Genomic DNA, 17,091 nt, shown 5'->3' with positions numbered 1-17,091 from the left:
GGGGCTCAAGTATGCCACTTAATACGGCGGGAGCGGGGGAAACGAGCAGGACGGGCAATTGGCATTCGCGCGCTGGAACGTTTGAGCCACGTCCTGGCTAGCAGCTAACGCTGGACGTTGCCGTTGCTGATAAAGGAATTGGCTTCACTAGCCCATTTCCGGGTTTTTGTAAGGAGCTTTATCCTTTTTGTTGATATCCCCCAGCAGCGGAAGTCTCTGCAGCATATTTTGTAAGCGATAAGCATCCCACGGGAAATGTTCTGTAATTCCTAAGCCTGCAATGTCATGCGCTTTTGCGACATCTTGGAGAACACGGATGATCGTTTCCATGCTGGACGCTTTCGGCGCTTTTCGGAGCATCTCTTCATATGTTTCCGGATAGGCTGCTAGAAGAGAGCGGAACTCTCTTAGATCAAGGACATCCAAATCGAAATGAATAAATACTTTGGAAGGACGTAATTTCTCTAACCAATTTAATACCGCTGAACTATCGTTCACTAATTCTTCCGGCGTCACAGCGTTTAATTGAAACTGGTTCATCACTTTTTCTTCTTCGGCAGACCATTCGTTTAAGCCGACATAAAGGACGTGGTCGGGTTCAACAAGTTTCGGAACGGATGCGATAAATTCTTCATCGCCGACACCAAGCAAGGCGGCTAACACATGCGCGTGTTGACCGATGTAATGATCCGGTAATTTGACGTCGGGATGGGAATCCACCCAAAGGATGGCGAGATCGCCGTTGTATTTTTCATTTAAATACGCAATGGGCGCTAATTCTACGCCACAGTCTCCGCCTAAGACAACGACACGATCCGGTTGATGTTTATGTAAAATGGTAAATGCATGCCGCAACTGTTCCAATACGTCGGCGCGTGCATAAGTCCCTTTTTCTATTTCTATTCCCTCTGTATGTAAAGAAACCGGCACTTCCTCTTGAATATCGTCTGAAGCGGGAGCAAGCCAGTTCAACAATTGCGCGCCTAAATAATAAGGCGGGTTATAGCCGCCTTGCCATTGCGGCATCAATAAGCGGAGTGTTTTACGGCTATCTGTTTCGTTTGTTGTTGACATACCCCGCTTCTCCTTTCTCATTTTCAGCAATTCCGCAAAAGATACGGCCGGACGAGGGATAATTTCCCCTCTTTAAGAGATGCTTGGCTTTCATACGTCTGAGCAGGCGCTTGGTGGACTTGCTGAATGGTAAAATGTTCCAATCTCCCATTGCCAGACAGCAGCCTGTCTTAAGCACTGGGCTTTGTACCGATGATTATCGTGGCGTCCAACTCATCGGAACGGGTAACCTGTGCAATCAGTCCGCTTCGAACGAACAACTCGGCGGTCTGCGGCGCCTGCCGCTGGCTCGTTTCGACCAGCAGGCGGCCTCCCGGCGCCAGCCAGAGCGGCGCCTCAGCAGCTACCCGGCGCTGGATGTCGAGCCCGTCCGCCCCTCCGTCGAGCGCGATCCGGGCTTCGTGTACGCGGGCTTCCGCAGGCAGCAGCCTGATTGCGTCGGTGGGAACGTATGGCGCGTTGGCGAGCACAATGTCGACGCGCCCGTGCAGTGAGGAGGGCAGCGGCTCGAACAGATCACCTTCGAATACGTGACCGCAAACGACGGCGGCATTGCGGCGCGCGCACTGCACAGCCGCAGGGTCGATGTCGACGGAATATAACTTAGCCTGCTGCAATGCTGAGGCCAACGCAACGCCAAGCGCGCCCGAGCCGCAGCATAAATCGGCAATGACGGTTTGCGGCCCGGCCAAAGCCGCAGCCTGGCGAACGAGAAACTCGCTGCGCTGGCGGGGAACGAAAACGCCCGGGTCCACCTCGATTCGCAATCCGCAGAACTCCGCCCAGCCGATCACGTGCTCGACGGGTTCGCCCCGGACACGCCGCTCCATCATCGCCGCAAGAGCGGCAAGCGACGGGGCCGCGGAAATAAGCAGCCGGGCCTCATCTTCGGCGAAAACACAACCCGCGGCGCGTAACTTCACGGCCGCGGTTGCAAATACATCGGTACTCTCAGATATGCTGCCGTATAAAGGGGGATTTGCGCTTAAGCTTTTATTCCCGTTCCCAGGTGTCTGTTTACATTTCATCTTTTCTCCTTACAACGACGGAATTTTAGCCGAACGTTCGCGGCGTCTGACACAGCTCTGCACGTGAAGTGCGGCATAATTGGGCGGGTCCACCTGGTCTTGGATTAGAGCGAACCTCACGCAGCTCTGCGCACAAAGTGTGGTGTCACGGAGCCCGTTCATTCTAGAAAACGTTAGCGTTCGCGGGTGCAGGAAACGGATTCACATGCATCCATTGTATCCCTTGCTTTATGCGTACGACAGGTACAATTCCGTTATAAGGAACTTTCCGCGGCGGGAAATGTCCGGGTTGCAGGAGTGAGTGAGCAGGAGAGACATGCTGCGGAAAACTATGTTTTACTTCGTGCCGTAATAGCCGAGTTGTGCGGAAATTTCCAATGCGGACGCCTTAACCTTCTCCCCGACTTTGGCGATATCGTGGATCGGCAAATCGGTGCGCAGGGCGGTAATGCTAATGGCCGCCTTCAAATTCCCCTGATGGTCAAAAACAGGCGCTCCGACGCAGCGCACACCGCTTTCGCCTTCCTCGTCTTCCACCGCGTAGCCTTGCTTGCGGATCGCCTCCAGCGCAATTTTAAAATCGTTCACGTTTGTGATCGTTTTTTCCGTTTTTTCCGGAAGTCCTTTGACTCGCAGGCATTCTTCAAGCTGATGTTCCGGCATATAGGCGGCTATCGCCTTGCCTACTCCGGTTACGTGAAGCGGCTGTCTTTGCCCGATGTAGGTGGAAAATTTGACGAAGGCGTTGTTCTCCACCTTCTCCACATACATCGCTTCCCAATTATCCAAAATAGCTAAATGTACGGTAAAACCGGTCTCATTCTGCAGCTTTTCCAAATAAGGCCGGGCGAACACGCGGATGTCGATTTTGTTCAGGACAGCTAAACCGATGTTTATAAATTGCGTGCCTAATGTATATTTGCCGTCTTGCGTCTTGGCAATGTACTGGTGCTGCTCGAGCGTATTGAGAATAAAAAAGACGCTAGTTTTCGGTATGTCCAGCAGCTTGCACAATTCGCTTACACCGACGGGATCGTTATGCTGGGACAAGGTCTCGATGATGGCGATCGCTTTTTCCAGTGCGGGGACGTTATATTTTTTGTCGGTCGTTAACATGGAACACACCTCGATTCGGTCGTTGTTTGTTACATTATAGCTTAAACGTTGTGGAATAAAAAGGGTTTTCGAAAACAATGTTTAAACAATTCAAGAGTCCCTCTCAATTGTCGATTTCCCCGTTTATGTGCGGCTAAATGACGAAATAACCGCTGAATTTTAATTTCGCGGAATATAAGAAAAGCAGTATCGAAGTCCTTCAAGGATGGGCGACCGCGGTTTGTCGGAAGTTTTTCTTGGTAAACAATTTCGCAGTCCGCTTAAGCGAACTTATAAATTGTTTAATGTTTAAAAAATGATTGACAAATAAAAAAAGTAGGTCTAATTTTAAAATAACGGTTAACCTACAAAACGATGGTTACATTTTTGTGGTGTAGCTGATCGACAACAACGCTACCGCGGTAATGGAAGAAGGGGGGATCTTGAGTATTTAAAATGTTGCATGTTTTTTGACAGCTCAGAGATGACATAAGGGACAGCATGATCTTACACATCGGCTTGGAAAATAACCTAATCCTTAAGGAGGTCGTCCCTAATGAGAAAAGCGCTGCATTTACTGCTGAGCGTTGTGTTTACTTGTTCACTCGCCGCATGCAGCTCGGCTGGAAACTCCACTGCGCCCAGCGCGTCCAAACCCGCCGACAGCGGCAAAGCCGCCGAAACGAAACCTGCCGAAACGAAACCCGCCGACAGCAAGCCGGCCGAAGCGCCGAAAGCCGGAGGTACACTGAAGGTGGCGCTGAACAGCGAGCCAACCACATTAAATCCTTACATATTCCCCGCCAACAACGACCGCAACGTCTTTTTGCAAGTGTTCAACAGCTTGATGGAATACGACCCCAAGACACTTCAACCCGTACCCAGCCTGATTAAAGAAGCGAAAGCAAGCGACGACGGCCTCACGTATACACTCAAAGTCCAGGAAGGCGTGATCTTCCACAACGGCAAAAAATTAACCGCGAACGACATTAAATATTCGCTGGAAAAAGCGATGGCGCCCGAAGCAAGCCGGACGGCGGCGCTGCTTAAATCGATCAAAGAGATCAAAGCGGACAATGACACCCAGCTGACCGTCACGTTAAACAACCGGGACAACTTGCTGCTTGACTCGTTTATCGAGGTGTTCGTCACACCAAACGATCCGTCGATCGATCAAGCCAAATCGCCGGTTGGCACTGGCCCCTTCAAGTTCGTCAGCTGGAACCGCAACGAGAAGGTTGTGCTGAAAAAGAACGATACTTACTGGAAGCAAGGGCTGCCGAAGCTGGACGGCATTGAGTTCATGCCGGTTCCGGATGCGGAGGTCAAGCTGCTGCAGCTGATCAACGGCCAGGTCGATTTTATCGACATCGTGCCGACGACCAAAATCGAGCAGGTGTCGAACAACGCCAACCTGCAAATCGCCAAAATGCCGGAGGAAGCGGCGATTCAAGACCATTTCCTGCTGTTTAACACAACCAAAGCCCCCTTCAACAACGTCAAATTCCGTCAGGCCGTCAACTACGCGCTTGACCGCGAAAAAATGAAAAAAGCGCTGTTCGGCAACTTTGTCGTACGTGCCAGCGCGATTCCCGAAAAACACGAAAGCTACAATCCCGATTCGCCGAAATACGCAAAGGATGTGGAAAAAGCGAAAGCGCTGCTTAAGGAAAGCGGCTATAACGGCGAAAAACTTGGCATGGTATACCTCAAGCTCGACATGATGTATGAAATCGTGGCGCAAATTACCGAGCAATCGCTCAAAGACGCCGGCATCAGCATCGATATGAAAGGTCTCGAGGTCGCCCAATGGACCGACAGCGTGTACCAGAAAAAAGCGTTTGACATGGCGATCACAGGGATTACGCCGAAGCCGAATCCGGTCGATATGCTGAATCACGCTTACGGTAAAATCAACGGCGGAGCAATTCAGTGGTCCAACCAGGCGTGGTATGACAATTTGCTCAAGGTCAGCCAAATGTCGCCAAGCGACGGGAAAAAGGCGCTATTCGATCTGCAGAAGCAAGTGCTTGACGAATCACCGGCGATCATCGTAGGAGGGCTTGTACAGCTGCCGGCCTTGTCCAAAAAGGTGCAAGGTTTCGTGCCTAACCCGCAGTCGAAGTTTTATTTTGAAGCGGTGACGAAGCAATAAGCCGGATTAACAATCCGCTGGTTTTCTTGGTCTGCCGTTTCCCATGAGGCGCTTGCAATCTACAAGGCTAAACGATGTTTTATCCCCTAATGGCAAGGGAGTGAAGGAAAATTGCTGCAGTTAATTTTGAAAAAAGTCGCCGAGCTCTTGACGGTGCTGCTGTTTGTATCGCTGATCGTGTTTTTTACATTCCGGCTGCTGCCGGGCGACCCGGCGCAGATGCGTCTGGGGCTTAATCCGACACCGGAGGCGCTTGCCGCTCTGAAAGCGGAGATGGGGCTGGATAAACCGCTTGTCGTCCAGTATGTCGACTGGATCGGCCATGTGCTCACAGGCAATCTGGGCAAATCGGCGCTGGACGATAAAAGCGTGGTTTCACTGCTTGCGGCCAAAATACCGAATACGTTCGAGCTGGCCATCTTCGGGACGGCGGTTGCGCTGCTGCTGGCCGTCCCCGCCGGGGTGCTGGCGTCCGTCTACAAGCATTCCTGGACGGACCGGCTGCTGCGCACGGTATCGCTGTTTGGCTTCAGCATACCGGCCTACTGGCTGGCGGTTCTGCTTATGCTGCTGCTGGCTTACAAATTCCAGCTGCTGCCGGCCGGCGGATTTGTGCCTTGGTCGGAAGATCCTTGGCTGCATGTGAAAAGCTTGGCGTTGCCCGTAGTGACGGTTGGCATCGTTAATGCGGCGCAGGTGTTTCGTTTTTTGCGGGCGGGTATGCTGGAAGTCATCGGCCAGGATTATATCCGCACGGCCCGGGCGAAAGGAATTTCCGAGTTTTACGTCATTTTCAAGCATGTGGCCCGCAATGCGCTGCCCGGACTTATCACTGTGATCGCGCTGAACTTCAGCCTGCTGCTGAGCGGAATGGTCGTCACCGAGCAAATTTTCGCCTGGCCGGGACTCGGGTGGCTGATGATCCAATCGATATTGGCCCGCGATTACGATGTTGTGCAGGGGGCGGTGCTCGTATCCGCACTAATTATTGTCATCATCAATCTGCTCGGAGACCTGCTGAACGCAGCGCTCGATCCAAGAATCAAATACAACGGCTGACGGCAGGCGTGGAGAGGGGGAACTATGAAACATGTGCTAAAAGACACCGCTGCTGTCGCAAGCCTGCTTATTTTTGCGGTCATTGTGCTGTTGGCCGTACTCGCCCCGGTCATTACGCCTTACCGGTACGATGAGATCCAAGAAGCGCCGCTGCTTGGCCCTTCAGCAGCCTACTTGTTCGGAACGGACGAAATCGGCAGAGATATTTTTACCCGGATCGTATATGCGGGCCGTGTCTCGCTGCTTGTCGGCGTATGTTCCACGCTGATCGCTATGGCGTTTGGCATCAGCCTGGGGCTGATCAGCGGTTATTACGGAGGCAAAACGGATGTGCTTGTCAGCCGGTTTTTGGACGGATTGCTTGCTTTTCCGTCGATCATTTTGGCATTGGCCGTCATGGCGGTGCTTGGTCCGGACATTTATAACGCGATGATTGCGATCGGAATTGTTTCAATCCCGGTGTTCGCCCGGATTACAAGGGGCAGCGTGCTGACCGTCAAAACACGCGAATTTGTGGAGGCTTCGCGGTCGATGGGAGCTGGCGATATACGCATCATGCTGCGGGAAATACTGCCGAACTGCTTGTCGCCGATTCTGGTGCAGTTCAGCTTGACTTTCGCATCCGCCGTATTGATCGAAGCGGCATTAAGTTTTCTCGGTCTTGGCGTACAGCCTCCGACGCCTTCTTGGGGTTCGATGCTTAATTCCGGGCGCAGCTATTTGACCCAGGCTCCGCAGTATTCGCTGATTGCCGGAGCGGCCGTCTTTTTGACCGTGCTTTGCTTGAATCTGCTCGGGGACAGCTTGCGCGATATTTTCGATCCCAGGGAAACGCGAAAACGTTAGGAGGATGCTGATATGAACGAGCCATTGCTAAAAGTGGAGCAGCTGACGATCGGCTATGCCTCCAAGCGGGAGCGTGTCGACATTTTAAAAAATATCGGGTTTACCGTTGGCCACGGCGAGACGCTGGGCATCGTCGGGGAAAGCGGCTGCGGCAAAAGCCTGACCTCCCTGGCGGTGATGGGGCTGCTGGCGGACCCGCTGAAGGTGCAGGCCGGGGCGATCCGCTACGGGGACACCGATTTGGCGGCCTTAAGCAAAAAGCAGATGAACCGGTTCCGCGGAAAACAGATCTCGATGATTTTTCAGGAGCCGATGACTTCGCTGAATCCGGTGTTTACGATCGGGGATCAGATCGGCGAGGCGATCCGTACCCATCTGGATACGCCCAAAGCCGAAGTGGAAGGTCAAGTGGCCGATCTGCTCAAGCTGGTCGGCATTCCCTCGCCGGAAAAAAGAATCCGCGATTACCCGCACCAGCTGTCGGGCGGCATGCGGCAGCGGGCGATGATTGCGATGGCGTTGTCGTGCAGGCCGAAGCTGCTGATTGCCGATGAGCCGACCACGGCGCTGGATGTAACGATTCAAGCGCAAATTCTCGGTCTGCTGCACGACATCCGGCAAAAAACGAACATGTCGATGATGTTCATCACCCACGATTTGGGCGTACTGTCGCAAATGGCCGACCGGATTATCGTCATGTACGGGGGACGTATCGTGGAAACCGCCGACATGCGCAGCTTGTTCGAGCAGCCGCTGCACCCGTACACGCAGGGGCTGTGGAAAGCGATTCCGGGCAAATCGCAGGCGAAGCAGCGGCTTTACAACATCCCCGGCACCGTGCCCGATCCGCGCGACAAGACGCCGGGCTGCCGCTTCGCTTCGCGTTGCCCGCATGCCGAACTCAGCTGCCGGGAAAGCGAGCCGCCATTGCTTCCGGCAGCTGCGGAGCACGAAGTAGCTTGCTTTTTATATGCGGAGAAAGGAGGGGGACGGTATGAAGGAGCTGCTGCTCAAAGCTGAAAACATCAGCAAGCATTTTCCCGTCAAGGAGAGCATGCTCCGTAAAAGCAAATCGAAGGTGCATGCGCTTGATAAAGTGAACCTGAGCATATACCGGGAGGAAATCGTCGGTGTCGTCGGCGAAAGCGGTTGTGGCAAATCGACGTTGGCCCGGGTCATCTGCCGTCTGATCGAACCGACCGAAGGCAGCATCGAATTTGACGGGGTACGGCTTGAGCAGCTTGGCAAAAAGCAGATGAGGGACATGCGCAGGCATATGCAGCTTGTGTTCCAAGACCCGTTCTCGTCGCTCAATCCGCGCAAAAAAGTGCGGCAAATTATCGCTGAGCCGCTCGACATTTACAGCGTCGGCACACGGAGCGAGCGCAACAAACGGGTGGATGAGCTGCTGGAGGTCGTCGGACTGAGCGCCGGTCATGCCGAGCGGTACCCCCACGAATTCAGCGGCGGGCAGCGCCAGCGGATCGGTATCGCCCGGGCGCTGGCTTTGAAGCCAAAGCTGCTTATCTGCGACGAGCCGGTGTCTGCGCTTGACGTTTCGGTGCAGGCGCAAATTTTGAATTTGCTGCAGGATTTGCAGCAGCAGTTCGGCTTGTCATATATGTTTATCGCCCACGGGCTGGACGTGATCCGGCATATCAGCGACCGGATTGCCGTGATGTATTTGGGCAAGCTGGTCGAAATGGGAACCAGCGACGCCATTTTTAACCGTCCCAAACACCCGTATACGCAAGCGTTGATCTCGGCCATTCCCGTTCCCGACCCGGTGCGGCGTCAGGTAGCGGTCGCGCTCGCGGGCGAAATCCCGTCGCCGATCGATCCGCCGTCCGGCTGCCGCTTCCATACCCGCTGCCCATTTGCGGCGGATACCTGCAGAACGGTGGAGCCGGAGCTGCGCGTAGGCGGCGACGGCCACTCGGTAGCATGCCATTTGGCGGAGCTGTAACATCAATATACCCGACAAGGAGGATATGAACATGATTTTCGATTGCCATACTCACGTTTTTGGTCCCGGCCATGTAGGCGGAGCGACCCGAGCGGCGAACAAACGCGCCTGGGGTGAAGACAAGGAAATGGAGGCGCTTCCCGAGGAACATTGGGAGATGATCAAGGATTTTTCCGGCGGCATCATTTTGGCGATGGACGCTCCGGCGACCGGCATCGTTGTGCCAAATGAATACGTGGCCGATTATTGCGCCAAACACCCGGGTAAGCTGTTTGGTTTTGCCAGCGTCGATCCGAACAACCTGAACGCCGTAACGATTTTTGAAGACGCGATCCGCAATCTACATATGTGCGGGCTCAAGCTTGGGCCGATTTACCAAAACTTTTACCCCGATTCCAAAGAGCATTACGCTTTATACGCCAAAGCCGAAGAGCTCGGCGTTCCGATTTTGTGGCATCAGGGCACGTCGTTTGTCCCTGAGGGGTATTTGGACGCTTCGCGTCCGGCCATGCTGGACCCGATTGCCCGCGCTTTTCCGAATTTGAAAATGATCATCGCCCATATGGGGCATCCCTGGGTCGGCGAATGCATTTCGGTCGTGCGCAAGCATCCGAACCTGTACATGGACATTTCCGCTTTGGGCACAAGGCCGTGGCAGTTTTACAATGCGATGGTGCTGGCGGTGGAATACGGAATTCCGCATAAAATTTTGTTCGGCTCGGACTATCCGTTTTTTACGACACAGCAGACGGTCGACTCGTTCCGTAAAATCAACGATGTCGCCGAAGGTACGAAAATGCCGCGTATTCCCGAAGAAGTGATCGAAGGGATCATCCATCGGAATACGCCTGAGATATTAGGTTTGATCGATTAATCGTTCTGTTGAAAGGGACGATGCGGATTGTTGCCAGGCTGGGCCTGTACATGAAATCAAGCAACGACAGGTACGATACTTAAGATTACCTGGCTTCATTGATTTGAGATCAGCAGAAATTATCTTTTTCATTCGGACTTAAGGAGTGAGCACAGCTCATGAGCGATCCAAAGCAAAATTCCAGTAACGGTACCAATGAACCCGAAGCCGCCAAGCGAAAAGGCGAAGCCTATTTTACCGATCAGGGCATGTGGGGGTTCGTGCACCGCTCCTTTACCAAATCGATGGGCTTCACCGAAGAGGATATCGCCAAGCCGGTGATCGGCATCTGTAATACGTTCAGCGAGCTGAATAAATGCCATTCGCACTTTAACGAATTGGTGGATTACGTCAAACGCGGCGTCTGGCAGGCGGGCGGATTGCCTATGGAGTTTCCGACGATTTCGATCGGCGAGCCTTACGTCAAACCAACGACGATGCTGCTGCGCAATTTGATGGCGATGGACACGGAAGAAATGCTCAAGGCGCATCCGCTCGACGGGGTGGTGCTGATCGGCGGCTGCGACAAGACGGTGCCGGCCCAGTTGATGGCGGCGGCCAGCGCCAATGTGCCGGCGATAGTGCTGACCGGCGGACCGATGCTCAACGGCCGTTTGAACGGCCGCAGCCTCGGGGCTTGCACCGACTGCTACCAGTTCACGCTGGAGCATAAGGCGGGAAATATCACCGATGAAGAGTTGTCCACGGCGGAAAATGCGATCTGCCGCAGCGACGGCCACTGCATGGTGATGGGAACGGCGAGCACGATGGCTTCCATTGCGGAAGCAATCGGCATGGCGCTTCCCGGCTGCGCCGCCATCCCTGCGCCGGACAGCCGCAGGCGGCATATAGCGGAGCGGACGGGCAAGCAGATCGTCTCGCTGGTCCAAAACAACATCAGGCCGCGGGACATTATGACCGAGCAGGCGCTGGAAAATGCAATCCGCGTGACGATGGCCAGCGGCGGTTCGACAAATGCGATCATTCACCTGGTCGCTATCGCCGGTCGCCTCGGCATGAAGCTGCCTTTGGAGAAGTTCGACGAAATCAGCGCGGAAACGCCGTTTATTCTCAACCTTCGGCCTTCCGGTAAATATCAAATGGAAGAATATTTTGAAGCGGGCGGCGTTCCAGCTTTAATGAAGGAACTGGAGAGCATGCTGCATGGAGACTGTCTGACCGTAACCGGCAAAACGGTGACCGAAAACTTGGTCGGCGCCCGCGTGCTGGACCGGGACGTCATCTACCCGGTCGATCAGCCGCTGGATCGGCAGGGCGGTATTGCCGTGCTACGGGGCAACTTATCCCCGAACGGCGCTTTGATCAAGCAGACGGCCGTTTCGCCGCATCTGAAAAAACACCGGGGCAAAGCCGTCGTTTTCGAATCGCCGGCCGATCTTGAACGGCGGATCGACGACCCGGAGCTGGACGTCGACGAAACAAGCGTGCTTGTGCTCAAAAACGCCGGCCCGAAGGGCGCCCCGGCGATGCCGGAAATCGGCCAGCTGCCAATTCCGAAGAAGCTGCTGAGGCAAGGGGTACGCGATATGGTGCGTATCTCCGACGCACGCATCAGCGGTACCTCTTATGGGGCGCTGATCGTGCACGTTGCCCCGGAAGCGGCGATCGGCGGCCCGCTTGCTTTGGTGCAAAGCGGAGATGAGATCGAGCTTGATATCGCCGAGCGCCGCTTGAACCTGCTCGTTGACGACGCCGAGCTCGCCAGGCGGCGCGAGAGCTGGCAAGCCCCGGCTCCTTTCTACGACCGCGGCTACGGACTGCTCTACATCGATCGGGTGCTGCAAGCCGATCAAGGCTGTGATTTCGATTTCCTGCTCCCGAAAGAGCTGCGGGGACAAGTTTAAAGGTTCAGATGTATCTAGATGTAATAGCGAATTGCGCTGAAAGTAACATTTAGACATAGTATCGGGATTGAACTCAAAGTAAAGCATGGTGCGCAAAAGCCAAGCGATAGCGATGGCAAGCGGACCAAGGTGCGAGCCCGAGGCACAAAGTCTCGCCGCGCATCACCACGCCGCAGTAGAGCACGGTGCGCAAAAGCCAAGCGACAGCGATGGCACAGCGCACCAAGGTGCGGGCCCGAGGCACAAAGTCGCGCCGCGCATCACCGCGCCGCAGTAGAGCACGGTGCGCAAAAGCCAAGCGTCAGCGATGGCAAAGCGCACCAGGGTGCGGGCCCGAGGCACAAAGTCGCGCCGTGCATCACCACGCCGCAGTAAAGCACGGTGCGCAAAAGCCAAGCGACAGCGATGGCAAGCGGACCAAGGTGCGAGCCCGAGGCACAAAGTCGCGCCGTGCATCACCACGCCGCAGTAAAGCACGGTGCGCTAAGCCAAGCGTCAGCGATGGCAAGCGGACCAAGGTGCGAGCTCGAGGCACAAAGTCGCGCCCCGCATCATCGCGCCGCAGTAAAGCACGGTGCGCAAAAGCCAAGCGCCAGCGACGGCAAAGCGGACCAAGGTGCGGGTTCGAGGCACAACAGCCGCTCAAACGTAGCGGGTCCAGGGCGCAGCGCCTGGAATCCCCCGGCGGGGGGACTTAGGGGGGGGATCACACACATGATGATAACCGCAATTCACACCATCACATTGGACGAATTTCCGAATCTGATATGGGTCCAGCTCGAAACAAGCGAGGGGATTACAGGTTTAGGCGAAACCTATTACGGCCCTCAGGCCGTCTCGGGTTACATTCACGAAACGGCGGCTCCTTATCTGCTCGGCAGGAACCCGCTGACCATCGACCTGCATGCGCAGGCTCTGGACGGTTACGTCGGCTTCAACAGCATCAGCGCCGAGATGCGCGGAGCGTCGGCGATCGATATCGCCTTGTGGGATATTTTCGGTCAGCGTGCCGGTCTGCCGATTTATCAGCTGCTCGGAGGCCGGACACACGACAAAGTGAAAGTGTACAACACTTGCGCCGGATACGGGTACAACCGCAAAAAAGTTTCCCCGGAATTTAATTTGCACGACGGGCAAAATTTATCGGAAAAACACGGAGTGGGCATAGCGGAGGCAGGGCCTTACGAGGACCTCGACGCATTTCACCATCGTCCTGGCGATTTGGCGCGAAGCTTGCTTGCCGAAGGCATTACCGCGATGAAAATATGGCCGTTCGACCAATTTGCAGGCCCATTTAACGGGCAATGGATTTCGCCGGAGGATTTGGCAAAAGGCGTCGCCGTCATCCGTGAAATCCGCGACGCTGTCGGCAGCAAGATGGAGATTGCGCTGGAGATGCACGCCAAATGGTCGCTTCCGGCCGCCAAAGCGATTGCCGCCGCCGTAGACCCGTACGGCCCGGTCTGGTACGAGGATCCGGTCAAGCCGGATAACCTCGACACCTGGCTGGAGTTCGCCCGCTCCACCCGAACGCCGGTGGCCGGCAGCGAGCTGCTCGCTACGCGCAGGCAGTACCTGCCCTTATTCGTGAAAAGGGCCGTCGATTTTGTCATCGTTGATCTGGTATGGTGCGGCGGCTTTTCCGAAGCGAAAAAAATCGCCACGATGGCCGAAGCGTATCGTCTGCCGGTAATGCCTCACGACTGCACAGGGCCGGTGGCGCTTGCCGCAAACGCTCATTTTGCCGTGAACGCGCCAAATTGTTTTACCGCGGAATTTGTCAGAGCGTATTACTCGTCCTGGTACCGCGATCTAGCGACCGCGCTGCCGGTCATCGAAAACGGCTATCTCGTTCCGACGGAAACGCCCGGGCTCGGGATCAAGCTGCATCCTGTTATCGAAACATACCCCGGCTATAAAAAAAGATCATCTTTCCTTACCTAACCGCCCAACCAAGGATTACGATCGGCGTAGGTAGCCAAGGAAACTTGTGTCCAGAATAGTTCCTTACAAAACATAACGAGGAGTGAACTCCAATGAATGACAACGAATTGTTCGATCTGATGTGCGAAAAATTATATACCGCCGTAGTTTCGGATACGTTAGACGAACTGGGGCACCGCAATCAGGTGATGCGCGAAAATATCGTCCCTTTAAGCCTGGAGTGGATCGTTGCGGGAAGGGCGAAGACCATTCTTGCGGTCGACGTGCACCACATTCCGGAAAATCCCTATGAGAAGGAAATCGCCGCGGTAGACAGCGTCAAGCCGGGCGAAATCGTCGTCGGCTGCACGAATGAATCGAAGCAGAACGGCCTGTGGGGTGAGCTGCTGTCGACAGCATCCAAAGCCAGAGGCGCCCGCGGTGCGATTGTGGACGGTTTAATCCGGGATACGAAAAAAATATTGGAGCTGGACTTCCCCGTTTTCGCCACTGGAACAAAACCTGTCGATTCCAAGGGGCGCGGACTCGTTATCGATTATGACGTGCCGGTCGTATGCGGCGGTGTGCTGGTTTATCCCGGGGATGTAATTTTTGCCGACCGCGACGGCGTTGTCTGCATACCGCAGAACCTTGTGCAGGAAGTTGTCGAGATTGCGCTGGACAAAGCGACAAGGGAAAATCATACACGCGATGAGCTGCTGGTCGGCAAGACGCTGCGCGAAGTTTACGATAAATACGGGGTGCTTTAAAAGTAAGCCGCGTATCAAACCGAATGGGCGATACTGTTCAGAATTGATGAAAAAGCCTGCTTTATGGCTTCAAGTGATATCGTGCCGTTAAAAGCTGCAATGCCGTTCATGACCTATGAACGGCATTACGCGTGCGGCCAATTATAAGTAGGCGGGCCTTACGTACGATTATCTAAATAAAGGTGGAGATGCCAGTGATTATGGACATAACCCCGGTAAAAGACATCGATTGGGAAAGTCCCGGCAATAGGCTGTACCATGTCCCTTTTACATATGACGGCGAATGGGCGCGCGTCCGGGTTCCCGTATCCGTCATTTGCGGGCACCGTCCCGGCAAAACGCTTGTCGCGATCGGCGGAACGCACGGGGACGAATACGAAGGGCCGATCGGCTGCAAAAAGCTGGTCGCCGAGCTGGAGCCGGAGCGGCTCAGCGGCAGGGTCATCGTGATCCCGGTGCTGAATGTGCCGGCTTTCCAAGCGGACCAGCGGGAATCGCCGCTGGACGGAGGCAACATGAACCGCGCGTTTCCGGGCGATGCGAACGGGACGATTACTTCGCGTATCGCGCATTTTGTCACACACGAGGTGTTAAGCCGGGCGGATATCGTCGTCGACATTCACGCCGCCGGTACCTCAATGGAGATTATGCGCGCGGCCAGCTTCCATCAGATCGACGATCCGGAGCTGTTCCGGGCGCATGTGGAGACGGCTTTTGCTTTTGGCATGCCGTTTGCGCTGGTATACACAGGCGGGATGGGGACCGGTCTGTTGAGCGAAGAAGCCGAGAAGATGGGCAAAATTACGATCGGCGGGGAATTCGGCTACGGCGCTTCGGCCGATTTGGAAGGCGTCAGATGGGCTTATGAGGGATTGAAAAACGTCATGAAGCTGCATGGCCTAATGCCCGGGGAGCTGGAACGTTTGCTGCCCGAGCGGTTCAAGCGGCAGGTTCTTGCCGCCAACACCGACATTGACCGTTATATTACGGCTCCGATTTCGGGCATTGCCGAGCCGCTTGCGCCGATCGGGGCTTTTGTGAACAAAGGTGATCCTGTCGTTTGTATTCACGATTTTGACGACATTACGAACCCGGGCGTCATTATTCAAGCCGATCGTGACGGCTATGTGGCCTGCCGTAAGTTCCGGGCCAGGACGCGGCAGGGCGACGTCGTGATGGTGATTGCCGAGGAAATACCAAATCCTTTGGCGGAGGGGGAGGGACTGCAATGAAAATCACCGATGTGGAATGTATCGTTTTGGAAAGTCCTCATGTGTACGGCATGAAAGACGGAGCCGACGATTCGCATGGCCCCAAATATGCGGCGATCGTGAAGGTGCATACCGATGAAGGGATTACCGGCATTGCCGATTGCGATTCGCATCCGCATATTGTCCATTCGATCATCAACGCGCCCAGCTATATTCCCGCTTTTTCGGAAGGGCTGCGTTATGCGGCAATCGGCGAAAACCCATTTGAAATTGTAAAAATATGGGATAAAATGTACCGCTATTCATTTTACCAGGGACGGCGCGGGGTCGCCCTTCATGCGATGAGCGCCATCGACATTGCGATCTGGGACATCATTGGCAAAGCAACCGGACAGCCGGTGAGCGTGATGATGGGCGGCAGGCAGCATGAACGAATACGCGCATATGCCAGCACGTTGTTCCGCAACACGCCCTCCGGAATGAAGGAGGCTGTGCATAAATACCGCGAGCTCGGATTTACCGCGATCAAATTTGGGTGGGGGATCGTGTGGGACGACCCGCGCAGCATCGTGAAGCTGGTTGAAGCGGCCCGACTGGAAGCGGGGGGTGATATGGATATCATGGTTGACGGGATGTGGACCTCCGACGTCAAGCTGGCTGTTCATCTGGTTAAGGAAATCGAACAGTATGGCGTATTTTTCGTTGAAGAGCCGTTAAAGTCCGACAACTTGCAGGGATACGGCAAATTATCCCGCTCCGTTAACGCACGGATCGCCTGCGGTGAGCAGCTGGCTGGATTATTCGAATACGAGCAGTTGATTCGTGAAGGGGATGTCGACATCATTCAGCCGGATATCTCGCGTGCGGGCGGCTTAACTGAAGTGCGCCGCCTCGTTTCGGTAGTTGAGCAAGCGGGGAAATTGCTGATCCCGCATGCCTGGACATCGGATATTTTGACCGCTGCATCCTTGCATTTAAACGCATACCAGAAAAATCCGACGTTCCAAGAGTTCTGCACCAACGACACGCCGCTGAGCAGAGAGCTGACGCTGAATCCGCTGAAGCTGGAAGCGGACGGCACTCTGCAAGTGCCGACAGGACCGGGTCTTGGTGTTGAACTAAACGAAGAAGTCGTCGACAGATACAAGGTAAGCGCTTTATAATGGAGGAAATTGGTATGCGGGGT

Annotated in this window: 14 protein-coding genes; 11 read left to right on the top strand and 3 right to left on the bottom strand. The window is 54.8% G+C overall.

Features of this window, described 5'->3' with window-relative positions:
- Positions 1-147: 147 nt before the first annotated feature.
- The 3 genes from EYB31_RS31550 to EYB31_RS31540 all read right to left on the bottom strand — a co-directional run bounded on the left by EYB31_RS31550 (position 148) and on the right by EYB31_RS31540 (position 3,218).
- Positions 148-1,074 (bottom strand): arginase family protein, encoded by a 927-nt coding sequence (locus tag EYB31_RS31550; protein WP_131017482.1) that lies wholly within the window; start codon positions 1,072-1,074, stop codon positions 148-150.
- 170 nt (positions 1,075-1,244) lie between these two features.
- Complete coding sequence (locus EYB31_RS31545; protein ID WP_131017481.1) at positions 1,245-2,102, bottom strand: putative protein N(5)-glutamine methyltransferase; 858 nt, start codon at positions 2,100-2,102, stop codon at positions 1,245-1,247.
- 336 nt (positions 2,103-2,438) lie between these two features.
- Positions 2,439-3,218 (bottom strand): IclR family transcriptional regulator, encoded by a 780-nt coding sequence (locus tag EYB31_RS31540; RefSeq protein ID WP_131017480.1) that lies wholly within the window; start codon positions 3,216-3,218, stop codon positions 2,439-2,441.
- Positions 3,219-3,753: 535 nt separating this feature from the next.
- Here EYB31_RS31540 and EYB31_RS31535 point away from each other — a divergent pair.
- The 11 genes from EYB31_RS31535 (at position 3,754) to EYB31_RS31485 (ending at position 17,068) form a co-directional block, all read left to right on the top strand.
- Positions 3,754-5,352, top strand: coding sequence for an ABC transporter substrate-binding protein (locus EYB31_RS31535; protein WP_131017479.1), 1,599 nt, complete (start codon positions 3,754-3,756; stop codon positions 5,350-5,352).
- A 111-nt stretch (positions 5,353-5,463) separates the two neighbouring features.
- A complete protein-coding gene (locus EYB31_RS31530; protein WP_131017478.1) occupies positions 5,464-6,411 on the top strand; it encodes an ABC transporter permease in 948 nt (315 codons plus the stop codon).
- Positions 6,412-6,435: 24 nt separating this feature from the next.
- Positions 6,436-7,257 (top strand): ABC transporter permease, encoded by an 822-nt coding sequence (locus tag EYB31_RS31525; RefSeq protein ID WP_131017477.1) that lies wholly within the window; start codon positions 6,436-6,438, stop codon positions 7,255-7,257.
- A gap of 12 nt (positions 7,258-7,269) precedes the next feature.
- Positions 7,270-8,277 (top strand): ABC transporter ATP-binding protein, encoded by a 1,008-nt coding sequence (locus EYB31_RS31520; protein WP_131017476.1) that lies wholly within the window; start codon positions 7,270-7,272, stop codon positions 8,275-8,277.
- Positions 8,252-9,223 carry an ABC transporter ATP-binding protein gene (locus tag EYB31_RS31515; RefSeq protein WP_131017475.1) on the top strand — a complete coding sequence of 324 codons (972 nt, stop codon included), beginning with the start codon at positions 8,252-8,254 and terminating at the stop codon, positions 9,221-9,223. The genes EYB31_RS31520 and EYB31_RS31515 overlap by 26 nt, the downstream gene beginning before the upstream one ends.
- A gap of 31 nt (positions 9,224-9,254) precedes the next feature.
- Positions 9,255-10,097: an amidohydrolase family protein gene (locus tag EYB31_RS31510; RefSeq protein ID WP_131017474.1), complete on the top strand. Its 843-nt coding sequence runs from the start codon at positions 9,255-9,257 to the stop codon at positions 10,095-10,097.
- A gap of 158 nt (positions 10,098-10,255) precedes the next feature.
- Positions 10,256-12,001 carry an IlvD/Edd family dehydratase gene (locus EYB31_RS31505; RefSeq protein ID WP_131017473.1) on the top strand — a complete coding sequence of 582 codons (1,746 nt, stop codon included), beginning with the start codon at positions 10,256-10,258 and terminating at the stop codon, positions 11,999-12,001.
- A gap of 714 nt (positions 12,002-12,715) precedes the next feature.
- Positions 12,716-13,945, top strand: a complete 1,230-nt coding sequence (locus EYB31_RS31500; protein ID WP_131017472.1) for a mandelate racemase/muconate lactonizing enzyme family protein — start codon at positions 12,716-12,718, stop codon at positions 13,943-13,945.
- A gap of 92 nt (positions 13,946-14,037) precedes the next feature.
- Entirely contained in the window at positions 14,038-14,694 is a 657-nt protein-coding gene (locus EYB31_RS31495) for an RraA family protein (protein ID WP_131017471.1), read from the top strand.
- Between the two features lie 200 nt (positions 14,695-14,894).
- Complete coding sequence (locus EYB31_RS31490; RefSeq protein ID WP_240763093.1) at positions 14,895-15,926, top strand: M14 family metallopeptidase; 1,032 nt, start codon at positions 14,895-14,897, stop codon at positions 15,924-15,926.
- Entirely contained in the window at positions 15,923-17,068 is a 1,146-nt protein-coding gene (locus EYB31_RS31485; RefSeq protein ID WP_131017469.1) for a mandelate racemase/muconate lactonizing enzyme family protein, read from the top strand. The genes EYB31_RS31490 and EYB31_RS31485 overlap by 4 nt, the downstream gene beginning before the upstream one ends.
- The last annotated feature ends 23 nt before the right edge of the window (positions 17,069-17,091 follow it).

The sequence above is a fragment of the Paenibacillus thalictri genome, from assembly GCF_004307995.1.
GTDB classification, from domain to species: Bacteria; Bacillota; Bacilli; order Paenibacillales; family NBRC-103111; genus Paenibacillus_AF; species Paenibacillus_AF thalictri.
This window is presented reverse-complemented; position numbering and strand designations above follow the sequence as displayed.